The sequence below is a fragment of the Sellimonas intestinalis genome (assembly GCF_001280875.1).
Lineage (GTDB): Bacteria > Bacillota > Clostridia > Lachnospirales > Lachnospiraceae > Sellimonas > Sellimonas intestinalis.
Window position 1 is genome coordinate 1 of record NZ_LGAJ01000015.1, and the last position, 25118, is coordinate 25118.

At 40.1% G+C, this 25118-nt stretch carries 21 protein-coding genes; 2 read left to right on the plus strand and 19 right to left on the minus strand.

The annotated features are described in order from the left end of the window. Positions 1-111 precede the first annotated feature (111 nt). The 10 genes from AOA56_RS13060 to AOA56_RS16055 form a co-directional block, all read right to left on the minus strand. Positions 112-330, minus strand: a complete 219-nt coding sequence (locus AOA56_RS13060; RefSeq protein ID WP_152334154.1) for a hypothetical protein — start codon at positions 328-330, stop codon at positions 112-114. A 102-nt stretch (positions 331-432) separates the two neighbouring features. Beyond that, positions 433-1116 (minus strand): ABC transporter transmembrane domain-containing protein, encoded by a 684-nt coding sequence (locus tag AOA56_RS13065; RefSeq protein ID WP_024733101.1) that lies wholly within the window; start codon positions 1114-1116, stop codon positions 433-435. Beyond that, the gene (locus AOA56_RS13070; RefSeq protein WP_147323265.1) at positions 1109-2167 is read right to left on the minus strand and encodes an ABC transporter ATP-binding protein; all 1059 of its coding nucleotides are present in this window, start codon (positions 2165-2167) and stop codon (positions 1109-1111) included. The genes AOA56_RS13065 and AOA56_RS13070 overlap by 8 nt, the downstream gene beginning before the upstream one ends. Next, the gene (locus tag AOA56_RS13075) at positions 2116-2622 is read right to left on the minus strand and encodes an ABC transporter transmembrane domain-containing protein (RefSeq protein ID WP_330376516.1); all 507 of its coding nucleotides are present in this window, start codon (positions 2620-2622) and stop codon (positions 2116-2118) included. Before AOA56_RS13075 ends, AOA56_RS13070 begins: the two co-directional genes overlap by 52 nt. 11 nt (positions 2623-2633) lie before the next feature. Then, on the minus strand, positions 2634-2840 hold the full coding sequence (locus AOA56_RS13080) for a hypothetical protein (RefSeq protein WP_053769842.1): 207 nt from the start codon (positions 2838-2840) through the stop codon (positions 2634-2636). After that, positions 2837-3259, minus strand: coding sequence for a hypothetical protein (locus tag AOA56_RS13085; RefSeq protein ID WP_053769843.1), 423 nt, complete (start codon positions 3257-3259; stop codon positions 2837-2839). Before AOA56_RS13085 ends, AOA56_RS13080 begins: the two co-directional genes overlap by 4 nt. Before the next feature lie 2012 nt (positions 3260-5271). Then, positions 5272-6180 (minus strand): IS3 family transposase, encoded by a 909-nt coding sequence (locus AOA56_RS13100; protein WP_053769846.1) that lies wholly within the window; start codon positions 6178-6180, stop codon positions 5272-5274. Further along, complete coding sequence (locus tag AOA56_RS13105) at positions 6177-6509, minus strand: transposase (protein WP_053769847.1); 333 nt, start codon at positions 6507-6509, stop codon at positions 6177-6179. Before AOA56_RS13105 ends, AOA56_RS13100 begins: the two co-directional genes overlap by 4 nt. 196 nt (positions 6510-6705) lie before the next feature. After that, positions 6706-9465, minus strand: coding sequence for a magnesium-translocating P-type ATPase (gene mgtA / locus AOA56_RS13110; protein WP_053769848.1), 2760 nt, complete (start codon positions 9463-9465; stop codon positions 6706-6708). Beyond that, on the minus strand, positions 9449-9799 hold the full coding sequence (locus AOA56_RS16055; protein ID WP_024733139.1) for a DUF3784 domain-containing protein: 351 nt from the start codon (positions 9797-9799) through the stop codon (positions 9449-9451). The genes mgtA (AOA56_RS13110) and AOA56_RS16055 overlap by 17 nt, the downstream gene beginning before the upstream one ends. Positions 9800-10139: 340 nt before the next feature. Between AOA56_RS16055 and AOA56_RS13120 the strand changes: the two genes are divergently transcribed. Beyond that, on the plus strand, positions 10140-11027 hold the full coding sequence (locus tag AOA56_RS13120) for a cation efflux transmembrane domain-containing protein (RefSeq protein WP_053769849.1): 888 nt from the start codon (positions 10140-10142) through the stop codon (positions 11025-11027). A 478-nt stretch (positions 11028-11505) separates the two neighbouring features. Here the strand turns inward: AOA56_RS13120 and AOA56_RS13125 are convergent, their stop codons facing one another. Both AOA56_RS13125 and AOA56_RS13130 read right to left on the minus strand, forming a co-directional pair. Beyond that, entirely contained in the window at positions 11506-11898 is a 393-nt protein-coding gene (locus AOA56_RS13125; protein WP_024733141.1) for a hypothetical protein, read from the minus strand. Between the two features lie 28 nt (positions 11899-11926). Next, the gene (locus tag AOA56_RS13130; RefSeq protein ID WP_053769850.1) at positions 11927-12739 is read right to left on the minus strand and encodes a MerR family transcriptional regulator; all 813 of its coding nucleotides are present in this window, start codon (positions 12737-12739) and stop codon (positions 11927-11929) included. Between the two features lie 87 nt (positions 12740-12826). Here AOA56_RS13130 and AOA56_RS13135 point away from each other — a divergent pair, with 87 nt between their 5' ends. Further along, positions 12827-13453 (plus strand): GNAT family N-acetyltransferase, encoded by a 627-nt coding sequence (locus AOA56_RS13135; protein WP_053769851.1) that lies wholly within the window; start codon positions 12827-12829, stop codon positions 13451-13453. A 170-nt stretch (positions 13454-13623) separates the two neighbouring features. Here AOA56_RS13135 and AOA56_RS13140 read toward each other — a convergent pair whose 3' ends face one another. The 7 genes from AOA56_RS13140 to trpB form a co-directional block, all read right to left on the minus strand. Then, positions 13624-14505, minus strand: a complete 882-nt coding sequence (locus tag AOA56_RS13140) for a DegV family protein (protein ID WP_053769852.1) — start codon at positions 14503-14505, stop codon at positions 13624-13626. 242 nt (positions 14506-14747) lie between these two features. Further along, complete coding sequence (locus AOA56_RS13145; protein WP_053769853.1) at positions 14748-15236, minus strand: winged helix-turn-helix domain-containing protein; 489 nt, start codon at positions 15234-15236, stop codon at positions 14748-14750. Positions 15237-15247: 11 nt separating this feature from the next. Continuing rightward, entirely contained in the window at positions 15248-17905 is a 2658-nt protein-coding gene (gene mgtA, locus AOA56_RS13150; protein WP_053769854.1) for a magnesium-translocating P-type ATPase, read from the minus strand. A 975-nt stretch (positions 17906-18880) separates the two neighbouring features. After that, positions 18881-21514, minus strand: a complete 2634-nt coding sequence (gene ppdK, locus AOA56_RS13155; RefSeq protein ID WP_024733146.1) for a pyruvate, phosphate dikinase — start codon at positions 21512-21514, stop codon at positions 18881-18883. 174 nt (positions 21515-21688) lie between these two features. After that, complete coding sequence (locus tag AOA56_RS13160; RefSeq protein WP_048622145.1) at positions 21689-23089, minus strand: aminopeptidase; 1401 nt, start codon at positions 23087-23089, stop codon at positions 21689-21691. Between the two features lie 80 nt (positions 23090-23169). After that, positions 23170-23937 (minus strand): tryptophan synthase subunit alpha, encoded by a 768-nt coding sequence (gene trpA, locus AOA56_RS13165; RefSeq protein ID WP_053769855.1) that lies wholly within the window; start codon positions 23935-23937, stop codon positions 23170-23172. After that, positions 23930-25114 carry a tryptophan synthase subunit beta gene (gene trpB, locus AOA56_RS13170; RefSeq protein ID WP_053769856.1) on the minus strand — a complete coding sequence of 395 codons (1185 nt, stop codon included), beginning with the start codon at positions 25112-25114 and terminating at the stop codon, positions 23930-23932. Before trpB ends, trpA begins: the two co-directional genes overlap by 8 nt. Positions 25115-25118 lie beyond the last annotated feature (4 nt).

Consider the following 25118-nt stretch of genomic DNA (forward strand, 5'->3'; position numbering starts at 1 on the left):
TTTTTATTTGCAGGCTTATTTGAAAATTTATATGCTCTAATACATTTTTTTTCGCATCTGGATATCTATAAGATACATCTAGAAATTCTATCGCACTTGAAAAGTTTAGATCTATTTTTTTTCTCTAGATTTCATGTGTATCATTTGAAGACTTTCTAATAATCTATCAGTATAAACTTTTTGAGCTTCCAATTCTGCATCTGCTCCTGATATATTTTTCACAGCATCAGAAAACATCGAATAATACATGGCAAATACCAATAGCTGACCTATGTCCAACTTTTGAAGTATAATAAGTATTCCTCCAAGAAAATATAAACAAAACTGCATAAAAAACTCATCCTTAAGCTTTGGAATAACCAATCTCCTTGCAGTCCAGCAGTTAATCCATTTTGCGTTATAAATCATATCTTGATGTGCAAACTTATAGAATCATCTGGATTCATGTTTTGATATATCAAGCGCTTTTACTTCTCTCCAGCCAAGCAGATCTTCGTGAAGCCATGTCATCCATTTTTTCTGATTTTTATATTGTTCCTTCACTATTTTATTTTCATAGTTACTTACCAAATGATCCAAAGCAAATGTTAACGGAACTACAATGCTAGAAAAAACTGCCAATCTCCAATCAATGCCAAATAATAAAATCACACAAACTCCTGCTGTAATATATGCTAATATATAGTTAATGGTCTGAGATTCCACAAATTTATCAATATGTTTTGTATCATCTTCCATTCGCATTTTTAAATCTCCAATATCAATCTTTTCATTCCCTTCAAGCGGAACATCAAGAAAATAACTCAAAATGTTGCCTTTTACCGCTTTTGTAATTGAATTACTAAGATGAATTTTGGTAGCAATACGAAAATATTCCATTGCTGTTTCAATTAAATAAACCCCTAAAGATCCCACTATAACAACAAGCAGCTTTCCTTTTTCTCTTTGAATAATTACCATATCAATAAAGATTCCATAAAGAATTGGTTTCAAAAACTGTACACTCATAATTATCACATCAGCGATATTTAAGATTAAAAAATAGCGTTTTATTCCAAATGCATAGGCCTTCAATTGTTTAATTACGTTAATACGATATATAATCTTATTAAGCATTTTCTTTCTCCTCACTTGTAAACAATTTCTGAAATGCACTTTCTGTCTGATTCAACTTATCTACCGATTCTACTTCAACAATTTCTCCATTATTCATAACGGCAACTCTATCACATGCTAAAGCCACTTCTTTCCTATGAGTTATAACTATTGAAGTCTTATCCGAAAATAATTTTTTCCAATAACGCAAAACTTCTTTTTCTGTTTCTAAGTCTAATGCTGATGTAGCCTCATCAAAAATAATAATCTTAGGGTTTTTTAAATAAATTCGTGCAATAGCAATTCTTTGTTTCTGCCCTCCTGAGAGATTAATACCATTATTACCGACTACCGTATCTAATTTTTCTGGAAATGAATGTATTAATTCTTCTATTCCAGCGGCCTTACATGCATCCCAAATTTCCCTTTCTGTTGCATGTATATTCCCTAGTAAAAGATTTTGACGAATAGAACCACTAAAAATCAATACATTCTGCTGAACTAAGCCAATTTGATTTCGAATAGACTTTAAACTACACTCATTTAAAGATTTTCCATCAATAAGAATTTTACCTTTTTGGAGCTTATAAAAACCAAGCATAAGGAATGCTAATGTTGTCTTTCCACAACCACTTTTTCCAACCAGTGCAATGCTTTCACCCGGAAAACTTATTAAATTAATATTTTTCAAGGTAATGGATTGGTCATTGTATGAAAAGTATAAGTTACTAATTTCAATCTTCCCTTTTGAAACCTGTAAATTGTCCTTTCCATCCCATACTTTCTCAGTTGGTGTATGCAGAAAATCATATATTTTTTGAATATAAGATATTCTATTCTCTGAATCAAGATACCTTTGACTTACAGAACTTACATTCCTGGTTAGATATCCATAAAACGTCAATATTACAGTTAATACACCAACACTCATTGTATTTTCCCAAACCATAACGGCCGATAAACTATAAAGGCATAATTTAATCAGCAAATTTATAAGCGAAATAACACTATTGGCATTCATTACAGAAAAACTTGTTTTTTTAGCTTCATATAATATTTTCTCTTCTTGCACATAATAGTCTCGCACAACTTTTTTTGTGCCCCTAAAAAAACAATCTCTTTTAGAGAGTCAATCTTCTCCAAAAGCCACCCCATGTACGCTTGATATGCTTTACTTTCTTTTTCTCCATGATTACGAATTCTTTTCTTAAATTTAAAATTAATAAAAGTAGAGAGAGGTGCTGATATAACCGATAACAATCCAATTCTCCAAAGATAAACCGCATAAATTACCATCATAATACTTTCATTTATAATATGTATTATGTTTCGAATCACAAAATGCATACACTCTTCCGGATAATCCTGCAATAAAGTAATATTTTCTCCTGAGCTTACTCTTGATAAATAACTTGCGTTACATTCCTTTAAATGCTCAAATATGTCTTTTTTTATCTCAAAGTAAAACATATTCAACAGATACCCATGCTGTGAATAGCAAAGAAAAAACAATACACAAGACAACAAACAGCATCCAATTAAAAAAAGGAGAGTTGAAGAAACGTATTAAAGTTATGATAATATACCACTTCATCAATCATAATACCAAAGACAACCGGTAAGAGAAAATTTAAAAATAATTCAAATACTCTTCCCAAATAAAACATGATAAAATTTTTCTTATATCTATCTATGTATTTTTTTAAAAATCGAATACAGGAAAAGTAAGTTAATTTTTCTTTCATGATCCTCCTCCTACCTTTATAAATAATATATGAATAAGAGTTCTTTTTTCTGTGACAAATTCCACCGTTACATTGCCTGACAATTTATTGGCTTTGTTTTGCATAGTCAAGTATGTTTGTCCATTTTTTGTATTTACATTCAAAACTTTCTCTTTCCATACACTCTGGCTTTTATCTTTATAAATAAAGATTTCATCATCTATCGGGCTTTTAATTCTTTTATCCAAGATAATTTGATTATCCATTAAAACTCCTGGAAGTGTTTCTCTAACATCTAATTTGATGTAGTTGGCCACAAATATAATAAAAATTAAAAAAAATATTAAATATCCATAATACAAAATTGGTGACTTTATGATATATTTCACAAAAAGATACTGCCATCTCTTCCTGTTATCTTTTATTTTGTTTCCCAACATCTTGAACACCCCTTTGTTTTATAATTTCTAATCAAAATTAGTATTTCGGAATACCTATTATTATATGTATTCTATCAGCTACATGTCAATAATGCTTAATGTGTTCTTTACCACCACCTGCTCGGCAACTAAAATTAAATAACTTCTATTAATATAAACTTGTTCTTTGTATTCCAAAACTCTACACTTAAAATAAAATACAGAATTTTTTTGGGGGATAGCGCAAAAGATATTTTGCAATAACATGAGGACTCATTTCTTTTCATTCTTTGCAAAAAGTCTCATCCTTCGAAAAACGCAAATGGATAAGATTAATTCTCGTATCATTGATACTATGATGATCGCTGACATGAACTTAAAGTCCTACTCAAACATATCTTACCACAATGAAGAGCTAAAGTCACTCACTCGTTATTGTTTTAATAAAGTCGAAGAACAGACAAAGATAAAAAGTTATCTTTTAAGACTGGTCTATATTTTTTTCCAGAACAGAAAAAACTTGTTCCCACACTTCATATAGCGTCCGTGTATGCTGTGCTTTTCGAATTTCTACGCACTAATACTGTCGCATCCGCACACCTCCCAAGACTTTCTAATCAACTTACTGAGACTTAGAAAGTTAGATATAAAGTAAACGCTAAATAATGCAAACCACTTTCTGCAGACAACAGGGCAGAGAGTACTCTGCCCTCCTGATCAGCATGAATCGGTTGTTTATGACCGAGATCAACTCCTTATAATCAACGTGGTTCCTCCTTAAAATCACTATTGTTAGACAATTGCAATTACTCATTCATACCTTGATAACATTTATCAATGCATTACCGAAATTAAGAATTTCACCGAGATAGCGTTGCAAATGAGTCCTTGAATTTTCTGCAATTTATTTATATTCTATAAAGTTACATAAGTATACAGTGACGATTATAGGGAAGCATTATGACGAAAATGGGGAAATTGCTCGCCGAAAACACCGCTTACGCGTCCGGATGGGGGCACCATGTTTGTTATAGACATGGATTTCTTTTGTACCAACCCGGATTTCAAGTTCCTATCACAGATATTTCCGGGGCATGCTATAATGAATCTTGACGAAGGTGAAGGAAAAATCTTGTGCTATTTTAGCAGTCTTTCGTTCAAAATATTCAAAACAGCTAGTCGAAAGATGTAGGAGGGTCTCTTTTTCTTCTGTTGTAAAGAGATGTACCGGGAATAGGTAAGTCCTTCAAAGGGCTTCCGATTCTCGGCATTCACCTCTTCCATCTGAACACAGTTTAAATCATCCAGCGAATCAAAGACCATATCTTCCATATCCATAAGGATGTGCATGGTAATAATTTTTACGTAGCTTTCTACAACTGGTTTCCTGCAGGGTGATTTCACTTTATCTGGGGTTAAAACCGTATTGTTATGTTCTTCCCATGCCTGGAAATTTTTATTCAGGACAGGGCTGATCCAGTCTTTGTTCCGGGCAACTGCTACTTTGCAATTATCCGTGACTATTCCAGGGCTCTTTGAGCCACCATTCCGTAAAATGAGTGTTGCATATTCTGGTAATTCAGCGCCACCTTAGGCTCTATTGCATAGATTTTTATACTGTGAGAACACATCATCAGATGTGAATCCAGTTAAAGGAGTTCACAATTATGGCCTAGTATCGAGAAATCCTCCGTCTGAAAAGCTTAGGATTCAGTGATCGGAACATCGCACACAGCTACGGTGTATCCCGTAACACAGCTGCTAAGATCGTCAAAAAGGCTACGGAAATAACCCTTTACTGTCCAATGGATCTGAACTGAATGATCAGTTTTAACCAATGTTCATTATTTGAATCTGTACTCATTTGACTCATCTCCTCCAATGTAAGATTGGGGAGTAACCAAGTACAACAAAAGCGACTGAAGATGTGACGTTAAAGCGAAGCTTTTGTAACTACGAGAACCAAATAGGAAGTGAATTACTCCAAGTATCGGAAGTATTAGTTGACACATTTTCCTCAAGGATATCACTAACTATGCCGCCAATTCCAAAGTCTCATAATACTGCCTGCGTTTTATCATGGGAGGAAGCCCACCATTGGCAGAGCAGATCCTCCGGTTGTTCCAGTAGCTTAGGAAGTATCTCCAAATGAGTACCTTTAGTTCCTCTACCGTCATCTGCTTTGTGTCATAGCGGTCGTAAAGAAGTTCTGTCTTCATCCTGGCCCACATGCTCTCGCAGCGTGCATTATCATGGCAGCGCCCTCCGGCACTGTTCATGCTTTGATGGATGTGATGTTCCCGGATAGTCTGACGGTAAGCCTCGCTGGTATACTGTGTCCCACGGTCACTGTGGATGACAGCGCCTTCCAGCGCGGGATAAGCAGTCAGGGCGTTTTCCAGTGTATGGATACAAAGATCTGCTTTCATGTTTGTTTCCATTGCCAATCCGAGAACGCTAAGATCAAAGCAGTCAAAAATTGCGGATACATCCAGTTTCCCATTGGATTCCGGAATCTCCGTGATATCTGTAATACACTTTTTCAATGGGGCATCGGAATGGAAATCCCGCTTCAGCAGATCATCCGATTTCATGGCTTCTCGATCCGCCTTTGTAATCCCATTTGGCGTTCTCTTTGGCCGATGGCTCAGGCTGGTCTGATCCATAACCCGGTATACAGTCCTCTCACTGGGAATATGTACTCCCTCCGGCTGTTTCAACAACAGTGCCTGATACATCCGGATCCGTCCGTAAGTAGCGTTACATTCGTCCTCATTGACGATTTCATTCATGGCATCCGCCAAGTCCTGGTACTTCCAGGGACGGTCTTTATTCGCGAGATATTTGTAGAAACCTTGCCAGCTAACACCAAGCATCCGGCAATAAAATGAGATTTTCCCGGTAATCCTGCCGTCCTCTGTTTTCAAAGCCAGAAAGATCATTCTCTGGTTTTTGCTGACTTCCGACGGCTGGAGGCGAAAAAAGCGCTGGCTTCCTCCAGAAATTCGTTTTCTTCCTTCAAGCGACGGATTTCTTTATCCTGCTCCTTAACCCGCTTACGCAGCATAGTAATCTCTTCTGACAGGCTTATTGCACTGGCAGGAGTATGGGAACCTTCCCCGATATCTAACTTACCGACCCTTACGGCTTTCAGCCATGTATGGATGGTTCCTTCAGGGATTCCTAATTCTTTAGCAGCCTTAGCGCCGCCGATATCTTTGGCAAGTTTTACTGCCTGTACTTTGTATTCATGGTCATATTTGCGTGCCACTTTGAATACCTCCTTATTCTCTTGATTTTATTATGAAATCCCTGAGAATAAGCTGTCAACTTTTTTATACCACACCATAATGTGTGAACAGCGAAAAATTTAAACGACTGTGGAATTTAACTCTGAACTGGAATTTAAAATTTCAAGTCAGCTAAAATTTTTTTAGACTTGACTTTTAATAGTTAGTCTTTCCGTTCTATAAAAGTTCTCCATAATGCCTTACATATGCTTTTTTCAAACTGGTGGCCAGCGCCATATACAATAAAATACAAGGTATCAAATAGGCGAAAAATACTGTCGGAGGCGCAAGAAAGCCCAGCAAACGTCCAAATCCTGTAAACGGAATGAATGTCAGAACTGCAATACCTGTAAACGTCAATAAAGTTACAGGCGCCGATGCCATACTCTGAATAAAGGGAATCTTCGGTGTCCGAATCATATGAATCACAAGTGTCTGGCTCCACATAGATTCAATAAACCAGCCTGCCTGGAACATTGCCGCATAATCGCTCTGTATTCTCGCCAGCTCCGCTCCTCTATAATGGGCAGCCAAATCATTATACAGGATTCCATGTGATACAAACTTTGGACAGAATACGAAATACATAAAGGCATAGGTCGTCCAGTCAAACACAGAACTGGTTGGCCCGATCCAGATCATAAAACTTCCAATGGAAGATGCATCCCATGTCCTCGGCTGTATCAAAAATTCCTCGTCTACATTATCCCATGGAATTGCGGTGCAGGATAAATCATAGATCAAATTGAGTAAAATCAGGTGCATGCTCATCATCGGTAAGAACGGGAGCAATGCCGACGCTGCCAATACCGAAAACATATTTCCAAAATTGGAGGAAGCTGTCATCTTAATATACTTGATCATATTGGCATAAGTCTTTCTTCCTTCAATGATCCCTTCCTCCAATACCATCAGATCTTTTTCCAGCAGGATAATATCGGCGGATTCCTTCGCAATATCAACCGCCGTATCCACTGATATTCCAATATCCGCTGATTTCATTGCCGCCGCATCATTAATTCCATCTCCCATATATCCGACCGTATGTCCGTTATTTCTTAATATCGTTACCACACGGGCTTTTTGGTCTGGAGAAAGCTTTGCGAACACGTCTGTTACTTCCGCTGCTTTAGCAAGCTGGCTGTCATTCATATGTGCAATATCTTTTCCAAGCAGCATATTCCGTACTTCCATCCCTACTTGCTTACAGATACACCGGGTTACTTTTTCATTATCCCCTGTCAAAATTTTTGTGGTTACTCCGTATTTCTTTAAAGCCAGAATTGCATCTGCAGTGGATTCCTTTGGCGGGTCTAAAAATGCCAGATAACCTAACAGCACCATGTCACACTCATCCTTTTTTCCAAAGGCTCCCACCGGGGAAGGGTTGGTTTTCTGTGCCACAGCAATCACTCTCATGCCATCTTCATTCAGATCTTCTACTTTCACTAAAATTTTCTTTTTCAGTTCTTCGGTAAGCGGCTCCACTTTTCCTTCATACTCTACGCTGGAGCAAATAGACAGCATTTCTTCGACTGCTCCTTTGGTAATCATCTGTGTTTTTCCCTGTGTATCCCGGACAACTGTAGACAGCCGCCTTCTGCTGAAATCAAAGGGAACTTCATCGATTTTTTCATACGCCTCTGACAAATCTAAAAGCTGCGGATTTTCGGATTCTTCCTCCTCTGTCTTTTGAATGATTGCCAGATCCATCAAGTTCTTATACCCGGTCTGGAAATAACTATTTAAATACGCATGGCGCAGAACCCTTACGTCCTCATTTCCAGTAACGTCCATATGATATTCTAATACTACTTTATCCTGAGTCAAAGTGCCTGTTTTATCTGTGCATAAGATATCAATGGCTCCAAAATTCTGTATAGAATTCAAATTCTTTACAATCGTTTTCTTTTTTGACATGGAAACCGCTCCTTTTGCAAGGCAAGTTGTTACAATCATAGGCAGCATTTCCGGAGTCAAACCTACCGCAACAGAAATTCCAAATAAAAATGCTTCCAGCCAGTCTCCTTTTGTCAGTCCATTAATCATAAAAACAATGGGAACCATGATCAGCATAAACCGGATCAAAACCCAGGAAACTGCATTTACACCCTTGGTAAAATTTGTTTCCACCGCCTCCTGGGCTACGGATGATGCCATAGAACCAAATAATGTATCATCTCCCACCGCCACAACTACGCCCACAGCACTTCCGCTGATCACATTACTTCCCATAAAGGCAATATTCGTAAAATCCGTAACGGAAACGGATTTTCCAGAGCATACGTCCGCCGTCTTTTCAACAGGATCGCTCTCCCCTGTCAGAGAAGCCTGACTGATAAACAAATCCTTTGCCTCTAAAATCCTCAGATCTGCAGGAACCATATCGCCGGCAGATAAATGGACAATATCGCCAACTACCGTTTCCTCTAATGGTATTTCCATTTTCGTTCTTTCTTTTCTGTCTACCGTACAAGTCGTGGTAATCATCGCCAATAATTTTTCCGCTGCACTCCCTGAACGGGATTCCTGTACAAACCGCAGCGTTCCGGAAATGAACACCATGGTACAGATAATGATAACCGTCAAGGGATCCACATCTTCCGGTGTTCTCTGCATGATTGGCATAATAATATCCGTAATGGCAGATACGACAGCTAAAAAAAACAAAATCGCCGTAAATGGATTGACAAAAGCACCTACAAGCCTCTGAAACAATGTTTTTTTCTTTTCATGGGTCACTTTATTCTTTCCATAGGAAGAACGGCTCTCCAATACTTCCTCCTCTGAAAGTCCCCGCAGCGTTGTATTCATATTCAGTAAAACCGGTTTGATTTTATTGGTCGCCACAAATTCCAGAATTTTATCTGCGTGATCCCGGCGCACCCTTCTTTCCGCAATTTTTTTCGTATTGATTCTCTTATCTTCTCTTGTCATAGCACGCCTCCTGTTCTTCCTGATTTTTCAACAAATATCTTTTCGATTTTTCCATATCGTATACATCAATTCCCGTCAAAACAAGCCATGCAATCATACACCAGACAAACGCCTTTTCCTGAAATCCCGGAAACCAGGCTGACATTTCAAAAATGATTCCCGCACTCATAAGTACTGTACCGACATTTTTTCCTAAAAGACTCATATTGATCCCTTTTCGTTCCTTTTCTGAAAGATTTTTCCAGCCTTTCAGCATTGGAATTGCTTTTCCAATAAAAAAGAAAAAGCCAATTCCGAAAAAAAGTAAGCCTAAAACCATACATTGCAGTCTCATCTCTATTTCCTCCTCTCTTTTGCTTACGAGAAAAGTATACTGAAAGCAAGGCGAGAATCCTATGGATAAAACCTTGCGATTTTCTTGCGATTTGGCATGATTTATATTGACGAAGAATGAATAATCAATTTTTAAACATATATTTTTCTCTGTCTTATTGTAAATCCCTCTGAATCCTGCTTCATAAAGAACGCATAAAAATAACGGGGTAAATCCGACTGCCTGCTCTGTACAAATCCTGCGGTGTTTAGTATAATTATCATCAACCTTTAAGAAATGAGATGATAGTTTGCAAGTATAAATCCAACCTACAAGAAAAAACCATTCAAAGAGGTATAAAATGATAACCGAAAAAAGAGAAAAACTGAGTTTAAAGATGTCCTTTTTTTCTGGACTTTTATTTGCAATAACGGAGTTTATCTTTGCCATATACAGCCATTCCCAATCATCCTTGACGGACGCTGTGTATGACACGGCAGAGCTTGTATTTATTGCCCTACTGCTGTTCCTTACCCCACTCTTTCATCGACCAGTTTCGGAAAAGCATCCTTTTGGCTACTTTCAGATTGAAACGGTATTTATTATTGTCAAAGGTATTATGATGTTATCTGTTACTCTGGGGGTGTCTGCTGAGGTGCTTCATTCTACCCTGTCCGGCGGGAATCCTGTGGATAGTGCACTGGTTTCCATATTCCAGTGTATTCTGGGAATTGCCAGTATCATTATTTTTGTAACCATGAAAAAGCTGAACCGAAACCTTTCGTCGCCAACCATAAAGGCAGAACTTCTGGGCTGGAAACTAGATATTGCTTACAGCTTAGGTATGTCCTTTGCCTTTTTTCTGTCGCTCTATCTGGAAAAGACACCTCTTGCTTTCCTTGCTCCCTATTTTGACCAGATTATCGCTGTCATCATCATGGCATTGATTCTTCCAGAAAGCATTAAGATTTTGTTGCGGGCTATCAGGGATATATTTTTATTTTCGCCAGATAAGGAGCTCATTGAAGAAATCAAAGGGCTTTGCAATCCGATTATGGAACAGTACCGATTTGTTCCTGTTTTCTATGATATTACAAAAACAGGCCGGCATTTATGGGTAGCCATTTACTTTCAGATTGAAATGGGCAGTCTCGCCGTCCATGATTTATCCGAAGCATTAAAAGCAACCAATAGAACGGTCAATGAGAAGTTCCATAACTGCACCTGTGAACTGATTTTAGAGCCGTAGGCAGGATAACAAGAGACGGCCGGGTTATTGGATCTTCCATGTTCCTATCACTTAAACGGTATAGAAGAAAAATGCTATATGGATGATAAGTTACCGGGAAAGAGGCTTTCCCTAGGAGTAAGGTCATAGAAGCAATCCTTATTTATATAGTCGTTTTCATACTGACGGAATTTTTAACAACAGTATTACTACATGGATCATAAAGAACCGGAACACTACCCTGCGATTTGACAGATTCGTGAAATACAGTTTCCACTTTTCTTCTGTCATATAAGAAATATGGATTTTGAAGTAAATAACCAGTATCAGCAGTAATTTTTCAAAAAAATTGCTGCTTTTTTTTCATAAAAAAAGACACTCTATTTCAAGTGTTCTTTTTCCTTTAACTGATTGCTGATAGATACTGTATTTATACGGGTGTTCTCCACTTTTCAACTGTTTTTATATAGAGAATAGCCTTACCCAGATTCGAGTCATTTCAATAATCTTTTTCTTTTATACTATTTTTTACCTTTAATAAACCTGCGGCAATCTCATCTTTTGTTGATTTTCTATACTTGCACAGACTGTATACGAAGCCTGCAAGAAAAATCATCAAAGCAAGAAAGAATGGATATAAAAAGTTCAACCAACATAAAAGCAAATAACAGATAAATACAGAAATAATAGCCGATAAAAGATAGAGAGAGATTGCAAACTGGAGAACTTTTCTTTCTTCTAGGCTAAGAAAATATTTATCCCACTCTGACGAATTTTTATGTAAAGCTTTTCCCTTTATTGCCATACACAGGAGCAAGAAACCTAACATAAGTCCCTTTGTCAATAATATCTTTACACCGATAATCAGTAATAAAAGAATAACCTTACTCATACTTGTTTTTTCCTCCTTGTTATTGAAGTCAAGACTGTTCAACAATTTTAATCATAACCTGTGTGATGTACTCTTTTTCGCTGGCAATCGTATAATCGGTAAGCTCACGCTCAAAAGAATATCCTGTAAGCCTAAGTCCATGTTCGTCGGCATAGCTTAACATTTTTTCATATAGCTCTGGAAGTCTGCTCCACCTACCTTTCAGATACCCGCACAGGTACGCTCCCTTGGGTTTTGTCATAGAACCGTTTTGCAGTCTATGCTCTGTTATCACAGTGTATAAACCGTCATATTTGTCAAACTGTCCTGCCTGTATCTTATCTAGGGAAAGATAGCTCCCCACGCCTGCTCGATACTGTTCAGGCGTCCAGACGCTTTGTATATATGCAAAAACTTTCATAGGATTATCTTCTTCAAATTCATAAGGGACAGTCAACAGATATTCTTCTTTTAAATCGGATATTTCTATACGCATATCACTGATTTGCCGGCAAAACAGAAGATGTTCCTTTTTCTGTTTCAGAACAGACTTTACCGTTTTCAATTTTCTGATTTCCCTGTCGATTTCCTTTTGCTTACTGGATACAATTTCAAGAAATTTCTGTTCATCAAAGGAATGTATAAAAGCTTTGATTTCCTCAATGCTTAAATTGATTTCTTTCAGCATACGAATATACTCAAAGTCTATACTCTGGGAATAGTCGTAATATCTATATCCGTTCTCTCCCTTGTGACATGGAGAAAACAAACCGATATCATCATAATAATGCAGTGTCCTCTTATTGACGTTGTGCAATTTTGCAAACTGTGCTGTCGTAAGTCGTATAGTTTCCTGTTGCATGAAATACCTCCTTGACATTACACTTACTGAATAGTTTACGATTAGTATATACCAAAGGAGAACAAAAGAAAAGGAGTTAGACAGAATATGGAAAACAACATAAAATTAAGAGAGCTAAAGAAACAGGATTTACCAGCATTGGAAAATGTAATAAGAAAAACATGGGACTATGATAAGTTCGCAACACCAAAGACAGCCCGTAAGCTGGCAAAAGTCTATCTTGCGACCTGTCTGACAAACCAGACCTATACACGGATTGCGGAAGTAGACGGCGTTCCTGCGGGACTGATTCTGGGAAAAAATATAGAAAAACATCACTGTCCTTTGAAATACCGTCTACGTCAAATCTCGGCATTATGCGGACTGCTGATTTCTAAAGAGGGACGTGGTATTCTGAATTTCTATAAGAATGTGGACGAAATATACAGCCAGCTCTTAAAACAGTGCGACAAGGACTATCAGGGGGAGATTGCTCTATTTGCTCTGTCCCCTGAATACAGGGGGCTTGGGATTGGAAAAATGCTGTTCCACAGTGTTTTAGCCTATATGAAAAGCCAGAGCATTAGCGACTTCTACCTTTATACCGATACAAGCTGTAATTTCGGCTTTTATGAACATCAGGGCATGGTGCGCCAACAACAGTATAAACATCTTGTCAATATGAAAGGGCAAAAAGTCGAACTGGAATTTTATCTTTATGATATGGCTGTATAGCGGCATTGCAGGCTGGTGCAAAGGTGACCTACGCCAGAGGAATATATACACCATATGGCAGGAAATACCCTTCTCTGGTTAATATATTCCTCTGCTAAGTTTGTGCCTCCGGTAAATGCCACTTTCCCATCAATCACAATTTTCTTTCATTCCTCAATCTTCATTTCCTTTTATTTCTCCGCATGAACACCTACCAGGCCAATTCCCAGACCTCCCGGTCCGATATGAGCTCCAATACTCATGGTAAGCGGCATATAGATACATTCCATATCCGGATAATGTTCTTTTAATTCCTGCCGGAACATAGCCAGTTTTTCCGGTTCCATCCAAGTACTTGCGATTCCCGCCTTTAGTCGCCCCTGCTTATACAAATCATAAAACCTTTCCTCCAACTCTGCGTCCAGCGCCTGACACATCTTTTTAAAGGCCGTCTTCATTCCCCTGCATTTTGCGTATGCATCCAGCTTACCGCCTTGTATCGTAAGGATTGGTTTCAAATTTAACGCTGTCCCCAGTAAAGAGGCCGCTGTTGTAATTCTGCCGCCTTTCTTTAAATATGTCAAAGAATCTACGGTAATATAAATCGTCGCATTCATTGCCTCTTTTTCCAGTGTTTTTCGTATCATTTCTCCGGAGTATCCCTGCTTTGCCATCCTTTTTGCGTCATAAACTGACTGGGCCTGCGTAACAGAAATTCTATGATTATCTACCACATGCACCCGGCCCCGAAACGGTTCCTCTTCCGCAAGTAATTGGGCGGTCTGGCAGCTACCGCTCAAACTGCTTGACATTGGAATATAGACAACCTCACCATAGTGTTCCAAAAGCCGTTCCCAACTTTCCATTACCACACCGGCTGATGGCTGAGAAGTTGTTACAGAATTACCGTTTTGCAGCCGTTCGTAAAACTGCTGCTCGTTAATTTCGTATCCTTCATAAAATATCTGTTCCTGTATGATGACCGGCATAGGGAGAATATAGATTCCCTGCTCTTTCCCCTCTTGTGGCGAAATCCCGCAATTACTGTCCGTTAAGATTGCTATTTTTTTCATCTGCGCCTCCTGCTTTCCTTAATATTGGATTCATATATTCAGGTATATAAGTAAAATATTATGCTGTACAGTTAGTGTAAAGTCAATGTTTTTCCCGTGAATTACTATTAAAAAAGTATAAAATTTTCATGCCAGATAGTTTTGCAAAGAAGATCTGCAATACGAATGATACAAAATCAGAAAAGTTTATGGTCATCCTTGAATTATTTAAGTCCAGATCAAAAAACAATCTGGACTTTCTATTACAGTCTTTCATTATATTTATATCCCACACCCCAGATTGTCAGGATATATTCCGGCGCATCCGGATTCGGCTCAATCTTTTTGCGGATCTTCCTGATAAATGCCATGATATTACTGTCCGCCATCATATATTCATCTGCCCATACAGCCTGATAAATCTGCTCTTTCGTAAACACTTCCCCCTTGTTTTGGAAAAGGAAATAAAGAATGTCAAATTCTTTGGGAGTTAGATTTACTTCCTGACCTCTGCATAAAACCCTTCTGCTTTTTGGATTAATCATCAATTCCCCGGACTGATATTCTCTGTCTCCGTCCGATTCTTCCGACTTTTCTAAAAACAGGGCGTTTTCCTGGCTATGTAAAAGCCCTTTTAAACCCTGTACAAATTCCTCTGCCTCCTTTATGTCCTGATACTCTGTCTGCACTTTTTGTGAAATCCACTGAATTAAATCAGAAGGAAGGGTAATATAAGTAATATCTTTTTTCATGGCGACCCTCCTTAAATTAATTCATGGTATTGTTTTACATATCTTCGCTTGATCCGGTTTGTCAGGAACATATACACTAAAACAACTACAAAAAGGAAAACAAAATATCCTGCCGGAAGTGTTGTTAATCCTAAAATGGTTCCTAATGGAAGCATTGTAATGCCGGAAAATACAACAACTCCAAGCGCGGTAATAATGACCACACTTTTTGACGGCCTGCTTTGGATAAAAGGTATCTTTGCTGTCCTTAGCATTTGCAGAATCAATATCTGTGACCACATAGATTCGAGAAACCATCCTGTCTGGAAAACCGTAATATATCTTGCAATCATTGCCGGATCTGATAAACCCTCAAAAGTCACACCTCCGCAAACTGAAGGACACAAGATGAAATACAGGAATAAAAATGTCAATATGTCAAACGCAGAACTGATCGGTCCAAACCACCGCATAAATCTTCCCAATGTTTTTCCCGACCACTCTCTCGGTTTCCGGTAATCTTCCGGATCTACAAGATCCCATGGAAGAACGATGCAAAGCGTATCATACAGTAAGTTCAACAAAAGAAGCTGTATGGCTGTCATAGGTAAAAAAGGAAGGAACGCACTGGCGCATACAATAGAAAAAATATTTCCAAAGTTAGAACTGGCCGTAATACGAATGTATTTTGACATATTGATAAATGTCTTTCTGCCCTCTAAAATTCCTTCTTCCAGTACATTTAAGTCTTTGTCCAACAAAACAACGTCCGCAGCATCCTTTGCCGCATCCACCGCAGTATCTACAGAAATTCCCACATCAGCTTCGCAGATTGCCGGAACATCGTTTAGCCCGTCTCCTAAAAAACCTACTGTATGCCCATTTTCCCTTAATACCTGAATAATTTCTACTTTTTGGTTCGGTGTCAACTCTGCAAATACTTCCCCATACTCTACGGCTGTTTGAAGCTGTGATTCTTCAAGATTTTCTATTTCCTGCCCAGTTAAAATCCTGCTGCAATTTACCCCTACCCTCTGACAGACAGATAATGCTACATCTTTTCTGTCTCCCGTCAAAATCTTTGTCCTGACCTCTAAGTCCCTTAATTTTTTTATTGCTTCCTTGGCAGATTTTTTAGGTGCATCAAAGAATGTAAGATAGCCTAATAAGATCATATGGTTTTCGTCCGCACAGGTAATTTCTCCGGTAGTTATCATCTCTTTTTTCGCTACGGCAATGACTTTCATTCCATCTTCCAGCATTTCTCCGATGATTTCATCCATATTCTTTTTTGCATCGTCCTGTATCGGAAGTATCTGATTCTGGTATTCTACTCTGTCGCAGCATTTTAGCACCGCGTCTGGTTCACCCTTTAAGACTAACTCCTGCCGTCCTTTCTGATCCTCGATCAAGACACTGACACACTTTCTTTCATAATCAAAAGGTATTTCATCTTTCTTTTGATAGGTTTCCGTCAGTGTTTCGTAATAGTCCTGCTTGTCCGGCATTTCAGAACATTTTAATACCGCTTCATCAATCGGATTTCGGATTCCCGAATGATAAAAGCTATTCAGATACGCATAGTTCAAAACCATTTTGCTGTCATTCCCCAGAATATCCATATAATATTCCAGTATCATGGTTTCATTTGTAATTGTACCTGTCTTATCAATACACAAAACGTCCATGCTCCCAAATCCCTGCATGGAATTCATATTTTTTATCAAGGTTTTCTTTTTGGACAACTGCAAGCTCCCTTTTGCAAGGCAAGCCGTAATAACCATCGGCAACATTTCCGGCATCAGCCCGACTGCCACCGACACCGCAAACAAAAAAGCTTCCAGCCAATTTCCTTTTGTAATTCCAGAAACAACAAATACGATGGGAACTAATACAAACATAAATTTCAGCATCACTCTTGCAATTGAATTAGCGCCTTTTTCAAAACCATCAGAGCTTCTTATTCCCTCCATGTAGGATTTTCCATATAGTGTATTGCGCCCCGACGCAAGAACAACCCCTTCTCCTTTTCCACTAATCACAGTAGTTCCCATGAATGCCAGATTGGGATAGTAGATTGGCGATCTCTGAATTTCTCCTTCGTATTTTCTGCTGTTTTTTTCTACAATCGCGCTTTCCCCACTTACCGCAGCCTGAGAAAGAAATAGGTCCTGTGTATTCGTCAACCGTAAATCCGCCGGAATCCTGCTCCCTGGCATTACATACACACAATCTCCCGGAACTAATTCTTCTGCTGCTACTTCTAAAAGAACTCCCCCTCTTTTTACTTTCACATTCGTATGAATCAGGCGCTCCATTTCCTCGGATGCGTGGTGTGATTTCATCTCCTGAATCAAACGTATCCCACCGCTGACAAAAACCATAATCAGCAAAATAAAAGAAGAATATAAATTTCTTTGTTCATCTGCCTGCATCCAATGATTTGTAAGAAAAGAGATTCCTGCTAAAAAAATTAATACCCCGGTAAATGGATTTAAAAAAGCCCTCCTTATGCGATACCATATAGTATCTTCCCTCTTTTCCAACAAGGGATTGTCCCTTTTTCTTCTTTCTTCTACTTGTTTGATACTTAACCCCTGCCCAGACGTCTCTAAAAATGTATATACTTCTGAAACTTCTTTCCACGCTGCCTGAATCAAAAATTTTTTAGATTCTGTCTGTTGTTCCATATCTGCCTCCTTTTGGATTCTATTTAAACATAGTCAAAACAAAAAGTTATTTTCCGACCTATCAAGCATCTCTTTAAGTTTAGAAGTAGCTTGTATTTCTGAAAGCATCCCCTTATAAAACGTCTGTACGTGATTATTTCTTATTCTCTACAACTCATGCGCTCGTTTTGTATAGAGTTATTGCCCTATTTTAGAAAGTTTAAAGTTGTACTCTCGAATAAAAGAAGGAGCGTCATAATCTATTTCAAAAGTATCTTTCTTAAAAGAATATATTGGTTCTCCGATAGCTCCCTTAAAAAGAAATGTTCGGGCAATCCTTATACACCCTGGGGAATCCAACTTATCTACGTCAAAAAGTATTTTTGCCTCGATACTTTTCGGATAATTCTCTCCACGAAAACGATGGGTACGAATACATTCTTGAATATGCTTTATTTGATAAACTGTATAAGGAAATCTGCTTAAAATATCTTTTCAAGTTCCCCTCCTCGTTCCGCATGACAAATAGATACTAAAAAATTATCTATATCTCCTTCCTGCTACAATATATTTTCAATAAATAGTATAACCATTTATTAAACTTGGTTCAATCCAGATTTACTGTTTGAGCCACTTCTTTTGAAAAAGATATAACGGCCAAGCCCCATTATTCTATTTCATCGATATCCGTCTTTCTGATATACTCAATAGTTTCTGTTTTTAGATAAGGTTCCATTGATCCGGACAATGTGTTCACAGGTTTTATTCCGATCCATGTGGGATACAAACTTGAATGGTATCCTTTACAGTACCATCTTGATTTCTGTCTGCCAAAAGTTCAAATGTCTGGAATTTTTCTTTCCTCCTTTTGATTTTCATTGACTTTTTATTAGTCTACATTTAGATATCTCTAAACACAAAAAGGACGAATCCCTTTTGTGCTTATAAGGGTTCGTCCTTAATAGAGTGTCAAATATAAATATTTTATACTATCTTCTATTTTCCTGCATTGTTGATAGCTGCCTGTGCTGCTGCAAGTCTTGCGATCGGCACACGGAACGGTGAGCAGGATACATAATCTAAACCAATCTTGTGACAGAACTCTACGGAGCTTGGATCTCCACCGTGCTCTCCACAGATTCCAAGATGCATCTTGTCGTTTGCACCCTTTCCTAATTTAATCGCAGTTTCCATCAGCTTGCCAACGCCTGTCTGGTCAAGTTTTGCAAACGGATCGTTCTCGTAGATCTTAGCGTCGTAGTAAGCGTTGAGGAACTTACCAGCGTCGTCACGGGAGAATCCGAATGTCATCTGAGTCAGGTCGTTTGTACCGAAGCAGAAGAAGTCAGCTTCTTTTGCGATCTCATCTGCTGTAAGAGCAGCTCTTGGGATCTCGATCATAGTACCAACTTCGTATTCAAGGTCGATTCCAGCCGCTTCAATCTCAGCGTCAGCAGTCTCAACAACGAATTTCTTCACATATTTCAGCTCTTTTACTTCTCCAACAAGCGGAATCATAATTTCCGGTTTGATGTTCCAATCCGGATGAGCTTTCTTTACGTTGATAGCAGCACGGATAACCGCTCTTGTCTGCATCTTCGCGATTTCCGGATAGGTAACTGCAAGACGGCATCCACGATGCCCCATCATCGGGTTGAACTCGTGCAGACTGTCGATGATCGCTTTAATCTGCTCTACAGTCTTGCCCTGAGCGTCAGCCAGTTTCTTGATGTCCTCTTCCTCTGTCGGAACGAACTCATGCAGCGGCGGATCCAGGAAACGGATCGTTACCGGGTTGCCTTCCAGAGCTTCGTAAAGAGCTTCGAAGTCTCCCTGCTGATATGGAAGAACTTTTTCAAGCGCTTTTTCTCTTTCTTCTTCTGTCTCAGAACAGATCATTTCACGGAATGCATCGATTCTTCCTTCACCGAAGAACATATGCTCTGTACGGCAAAGCCCGATACCCTCTGCACCAAGTTCAACTGCTTTCTTAGCATCTTCTGGAGTATCTGCGTTTGTACGAACTTTTAATGTTCTGTATTTGTCAGCCCAGTTCATAATACGCTCAAACTCTCCAGCGATTGTAGCATCTACCGTAGGGATTACTCCGTCGTAGATGTTACCTGTTGTACCATCGATAGAGATAAAGTCTCCTTCGTGGAACTCTTTTCCACCAAGTGTAAATTTCTTGTTTGCTTCATCCATCACGATATCACCGCATCCGGATACACAACATTCACCCATACCACGAGCAACAACGGCTGCATGGGATGTCATACCACCACGAACTGTCAGGATACCCTGAGCGCTCTTCATACCTGTAATATCTTCCGGGGATGTCTCAAGACGTACAAGAACGACTTTCTCTCCTCTTTCCGCCCATTCTACAGCATCGTCAGCGGTGAACACAACTTTACCACAAGCAGCTCCCGGAGATGCTCCAAGACCTTTCCCCATCGGTGTAGCAGCTTTTAGAGCCGCTGCGTCGAACTGCGGATGAAGTAATGTGTCAAGGTTACGAGGATCGATCATAGCAACTGCTTCTTCTTCTGTTCTCATACCCTCATCAACGAGGTCACATGCAATCTTCAAAGCAGCCTGAGCTGTTCTCTTACCGTTACGTGTCTGAAGCATGTACAGTTTACCGTGCTCTACAGTAAACTCCATATCCTGCATATCTCTGTAGTGTGTCTCCAGAGTCTTGCATACTTCTTTGAACTGTTTGAACGCTTCCGGGAATTTGTCTTCCATCTCGGAAATGTGCATCGGAGTACGAACACCGGCAACAACGTCTTCTCCCTGTGCGTTTGTAAGGAACTCTCCGAACAGCCCGTTTTCTCCAGTAGCAGGGTCACGGGTAAATGCAACACCTGTTCCACAGTCGTCTCCCATGTTACCAAATGCCATCATCTGTACGTTGACAGCCGTTCCCCAAGAATACGGGATATCGTTATCACGACGGTATACGTTCGCACGTGGGTTGTCCCAGGAACGGAATACAGCCTTTACAGCACCGATAAGCTGCTCTTTTGCGTCAGACGGGAAGTCTGTTCCGATTTTCTCTTTGTATTCAGCTTTGAACTGTGATGCGAGAGTTTTAAGATCCTCAGCCGTCAGCTCAACGTCAAGCTTCACGCCTTTTTCTTCTTTCATCTTGTCAATGAGTTCTTCAAAATATTTCTTTCCAACTTCCATAACAACGTCAGAATACATCTGGATAAATCTTCTGTAGCAATCCCATGCCCAACGTGGATTTCCGGAAGCCTCTGCCAGAGTTTCAACAACTTCTTCATTCAGACCAAGGTTCAGGATCGTATCCATCATACCTGGCATGGAAGCTCTCGCACCGGAACGTACAGAAACGAGAAGCGGATTCTCTTTGTCTCCGAATTTCTTTCCTGTGATTTCTTCCAGCTTTGTCATTGCCTCCATGATCTGAGACATAATCTCGTCATTGATCTGTCTTCCGTCTTCATAGTACTGTGTACAAGCTTCTGTGGTAACTGTGAAGCCCTGCGGTACAGGAAGTCCAAGGCTTGTCATCTCTGCAAGATTGGCACCTTTTCCGCCAAGAAGGTTTCTCATGGTAGCGTTACCTTCTTTAAACATATACACCCATTTCGTAGCCATGTTTCAAAGTCCTCCTAATATAATTTTTGTAATATTGACACGCAAAACACGACTTTTCGATCTGTTTTTGCAAAAGCCGTACGTTTCTGTCTCAAATATCACGTTCTTTCGCAGTTTCCTGCTGGTAATATTGTAAATGTTTTAACATAGTTCGTCAAGAAATTTATCGCATTTCTAGCCGATCTTTTCGATAAATGCCTTGTATCCTTTGACTGCTTCATATACGTCTGCCTTACTGGAGATTTCGTACAATGCATGCATACAAAGAACTGCCACACCGCTGTCGATGACTTCCATTCCATACTGTGCCATGATGTATGCAATCGTTCCGCCGCCGCCGACATCAACCTTACCAAGCTCTGCGTACTGATATCCGACTTCTGCCTCGTCCATGACTTTGCGAATCTGTGCAAGATACTCTGCGTTTGCGTCATTGGACCCGTTCTTTCCGCGGCTTCCTGTGAATTTGTTAAATACAAGCCCTTTTCCGAAGAATGCGGAGCTTCTCTTTTCAAATGCGGATGCAAACATCGGATCATAAGCAGCGCTTACATCTGAGGAGAGCATCTTAGAATTCTGAAGGGCACGTCTTACTTTCAATTCAGATTCCCCTTCTGTCATAGCGATCAGCTCTGCTACTGTGTTCTCAAAGAATTTGGAGTGCATACCTGTTGCGCCCACGCTTCCGATCTCTTCCTTATCTACGAGGATGCAGCATGCAGTACGGCTGATCTGCGGATTATCGAGCATTGCAAATAAAGAAGTAAACGCACACACTCTGTCATCCTGTCCATAGGATATAATCATGCTTCTGTCAATCCCACAGTCTCTTGCTTTCCCCGCCGGAACTATCTCAAGTTCAGCGGACGTGAAATCTTCTTCTCCAATGCCGTACGTCTCAGCAAGAAGACGAAGCACACCTGCCTTTACTGCCTCTTTTTCTTCTTTATCCAGTCCCTCTGCTTCTGTGAGCGGTCGGCTTCCGATGAGAAGATCCAGGTTGTCTCCTTCTACCACCTCAGACGCTTTCTGTGACATCTGTTTCCCTGCCAGGTGAACTAATAAGTCTGTGATCACAAATACCGGATCATTCTCGTTTTCACCGATATTAACACGCACTTTTGTTCCGTCTTTCTTTACAATCACTCCATGCAGAGAAAGCGGGGTGGCAAGCCACTGATATTTCTTAATCCCCCCATAGTAGTGGGTGTCAAGATATGCCATCTCATCTGTCTCATAGAGCGGATTCTGCTTAATATCAATTCTTGGAGAATCAATATGCGCTCCAAGAATGTTCATTCCGTTTTCCAGAGGTTCCTTACCGATCTGGAAGAGAAGGATCATTTTTCCCATGAAAGATGCATAAACTTTGTCCCCTTCTTTCAGCGTTTCGCCCGCTGCTTTATAGGCGCAAAGCGAACGATATCCTGCTTCCTCCGCAAGGCGCTCCGCAACTTCCACACATTCTCTCTCTGTCTTCCCTTCATCCAGACAGCGTTTGTAACGTGTACTGATGTCCTCCATCTCTTTCAATTCTGCCTGTGTATAGGTCTTCCATACATTTCTTCTGTCCACTGTTTTGTTCCTCCTTCAGACATATAAATTGGAGCGCTTGGCTCCCCATTGGCTTCATTATACCTCATTTTTATCAAAAGTCACAGAGATTCTTTCATTTTCTTTACATATTCTTTTACATAAGGCACACACTTCTCTTTGTACTGTCGGCAAAGCTTTACGATTGCCGAGCCGACGATCACACCGTCCGAGAAACCTGCCATCTTTTTGGCCTGCTCCTCCGTAGAGATGCCAAATCCCACCGCACATGGAATCTTGTTTATTTTTTTTACCAGTTCAACCATGCCCTGAATATCTGTTGTAATCTCTGAACGCACTCCCGTAACTCCAAGAGATGAGACGCAGTAAATAAATCCGGCGGCCTCTTTTGCTATGTTACAGATTCTCTCTTTTGATGTAGGAGCGATCAGAGAAATAAAGTCAATCCCGTGCATTTTACAGACATGGTCAAACTCTTCTTTCTCTTCAAAGGGAACATCAGGCAGGATCAACCCATCCATACCCACTTCCGCGGATGTCCTGATAAACCGCTGTGTTCCGTAAGAAAATACCACATTGGCGTAAGTCATAAATACAAGTGGAATTCTCGTCCGTTTCCTCAGCCTTCTCACCATCAGAAAGATGTCATCCGTAGTAACACCTCCGGACAGAGCCCGTAAATTGGCTTCCTGAATGACCGGGCCTTCCGCTGTAGGATCAGAAAACGGGATCCCAAGTTCTATAAGATCCGCTTCTGCCTCTTCCATGGCAAGAACCAGCTCCTCCGTCACATCAAGCGATGGATCGCCGCAGGTGATAAATGGGATAAATGCCTTTCCCTTTTCAAACGCATGTCTGATATTACTCATAAAGATCCTCCCCTCTGTATCTCGCAATAGCTGCACAGTCTTTATCCCCTCTCCCGGACAGATTGATCACAAGACATTCTTCTTTTTTCATCTCTTTCGCAAGTTTCATGGCATATGCCACGGCATGAGCGCTTTCAATGGCCGGAATGATCCCTTCCGTTCTTGACAGATATTCAAATGCGTTTACTGCCTCGTCATCCGTTACCGCCACATATTCTGCACGTCCTTTATCGTACAGATCCGCATGTTCCGGGCCGATCCCCGGATAATCCAGTCCGGCTGAAATCGAATAAACCGGCGCAATCTGACCGTATTCATCCTGGCAAAAATACGATTTCATTCCATGAAAAATGCCGGGTTTTCCGGTGGCAATGGTTGCCGCTGTCTCTTTTGTATGTATCCCTCTTCCTGCCGCTTCGCATCCGAACAGCCGGACGTCTTTATCTTCAATGAAATGATAGAACGCTCCGATGGCATTGGATCCTCCGCCTACGCAGGCCAGAACGGCATCCGGCAGTTTCCCCTCCATCTCCATCATCTGCTCTTTGATCTCTTTGGAGATCACTGACTGAAAATCCCGTACAATCGTTGGGAACGGGTGTGGTCCCATCACAGATCCCAGAACATAGTGAGTGTCGTCAATACGCTTTGTCCATTCCCTCATAGTTTCGGATACCGCGTCTTTTAAAGTTGCCGTTCCTGTCGTAACCGGATGAACCTTTGCTCCCAGAAGCTTCATCTTATAAACATTGAGTGCCTGTCGCTTCATATCCTCTTCTCCCATGAATATTTCGCACTCCATTCCCATCAGAGCGGCAACTGTTGCCGTTGCTACTCCGTGCTGCCCTGCTCCTGTCTCGGCAATGACCCTCATCTTACCCATCTTCTTTGCAAGCAGCACCTGTCCCAGGACATTGTTAATCTTATGTGCTCCCGTGTGGTTCAGATCCTCCCGTTTCAGATAAATCCTGGCTCCTCCCAAATCTTCTGTCATATGTTTTGCAAAATAAAGACGGGATGGTCTTCCGGCATACTCGTTCAGAAGGTCTGTCAGTTCCCGTTGAAACTCCGCTTCCCCTTTGTAGTAATAATACGCTTCTTCCAATTCAATCACCGCATTCATCAGGGTTTCCGGAATATACTGCCCTCCATGGGCGCCAAATCTTCCTTTTGACATCTCT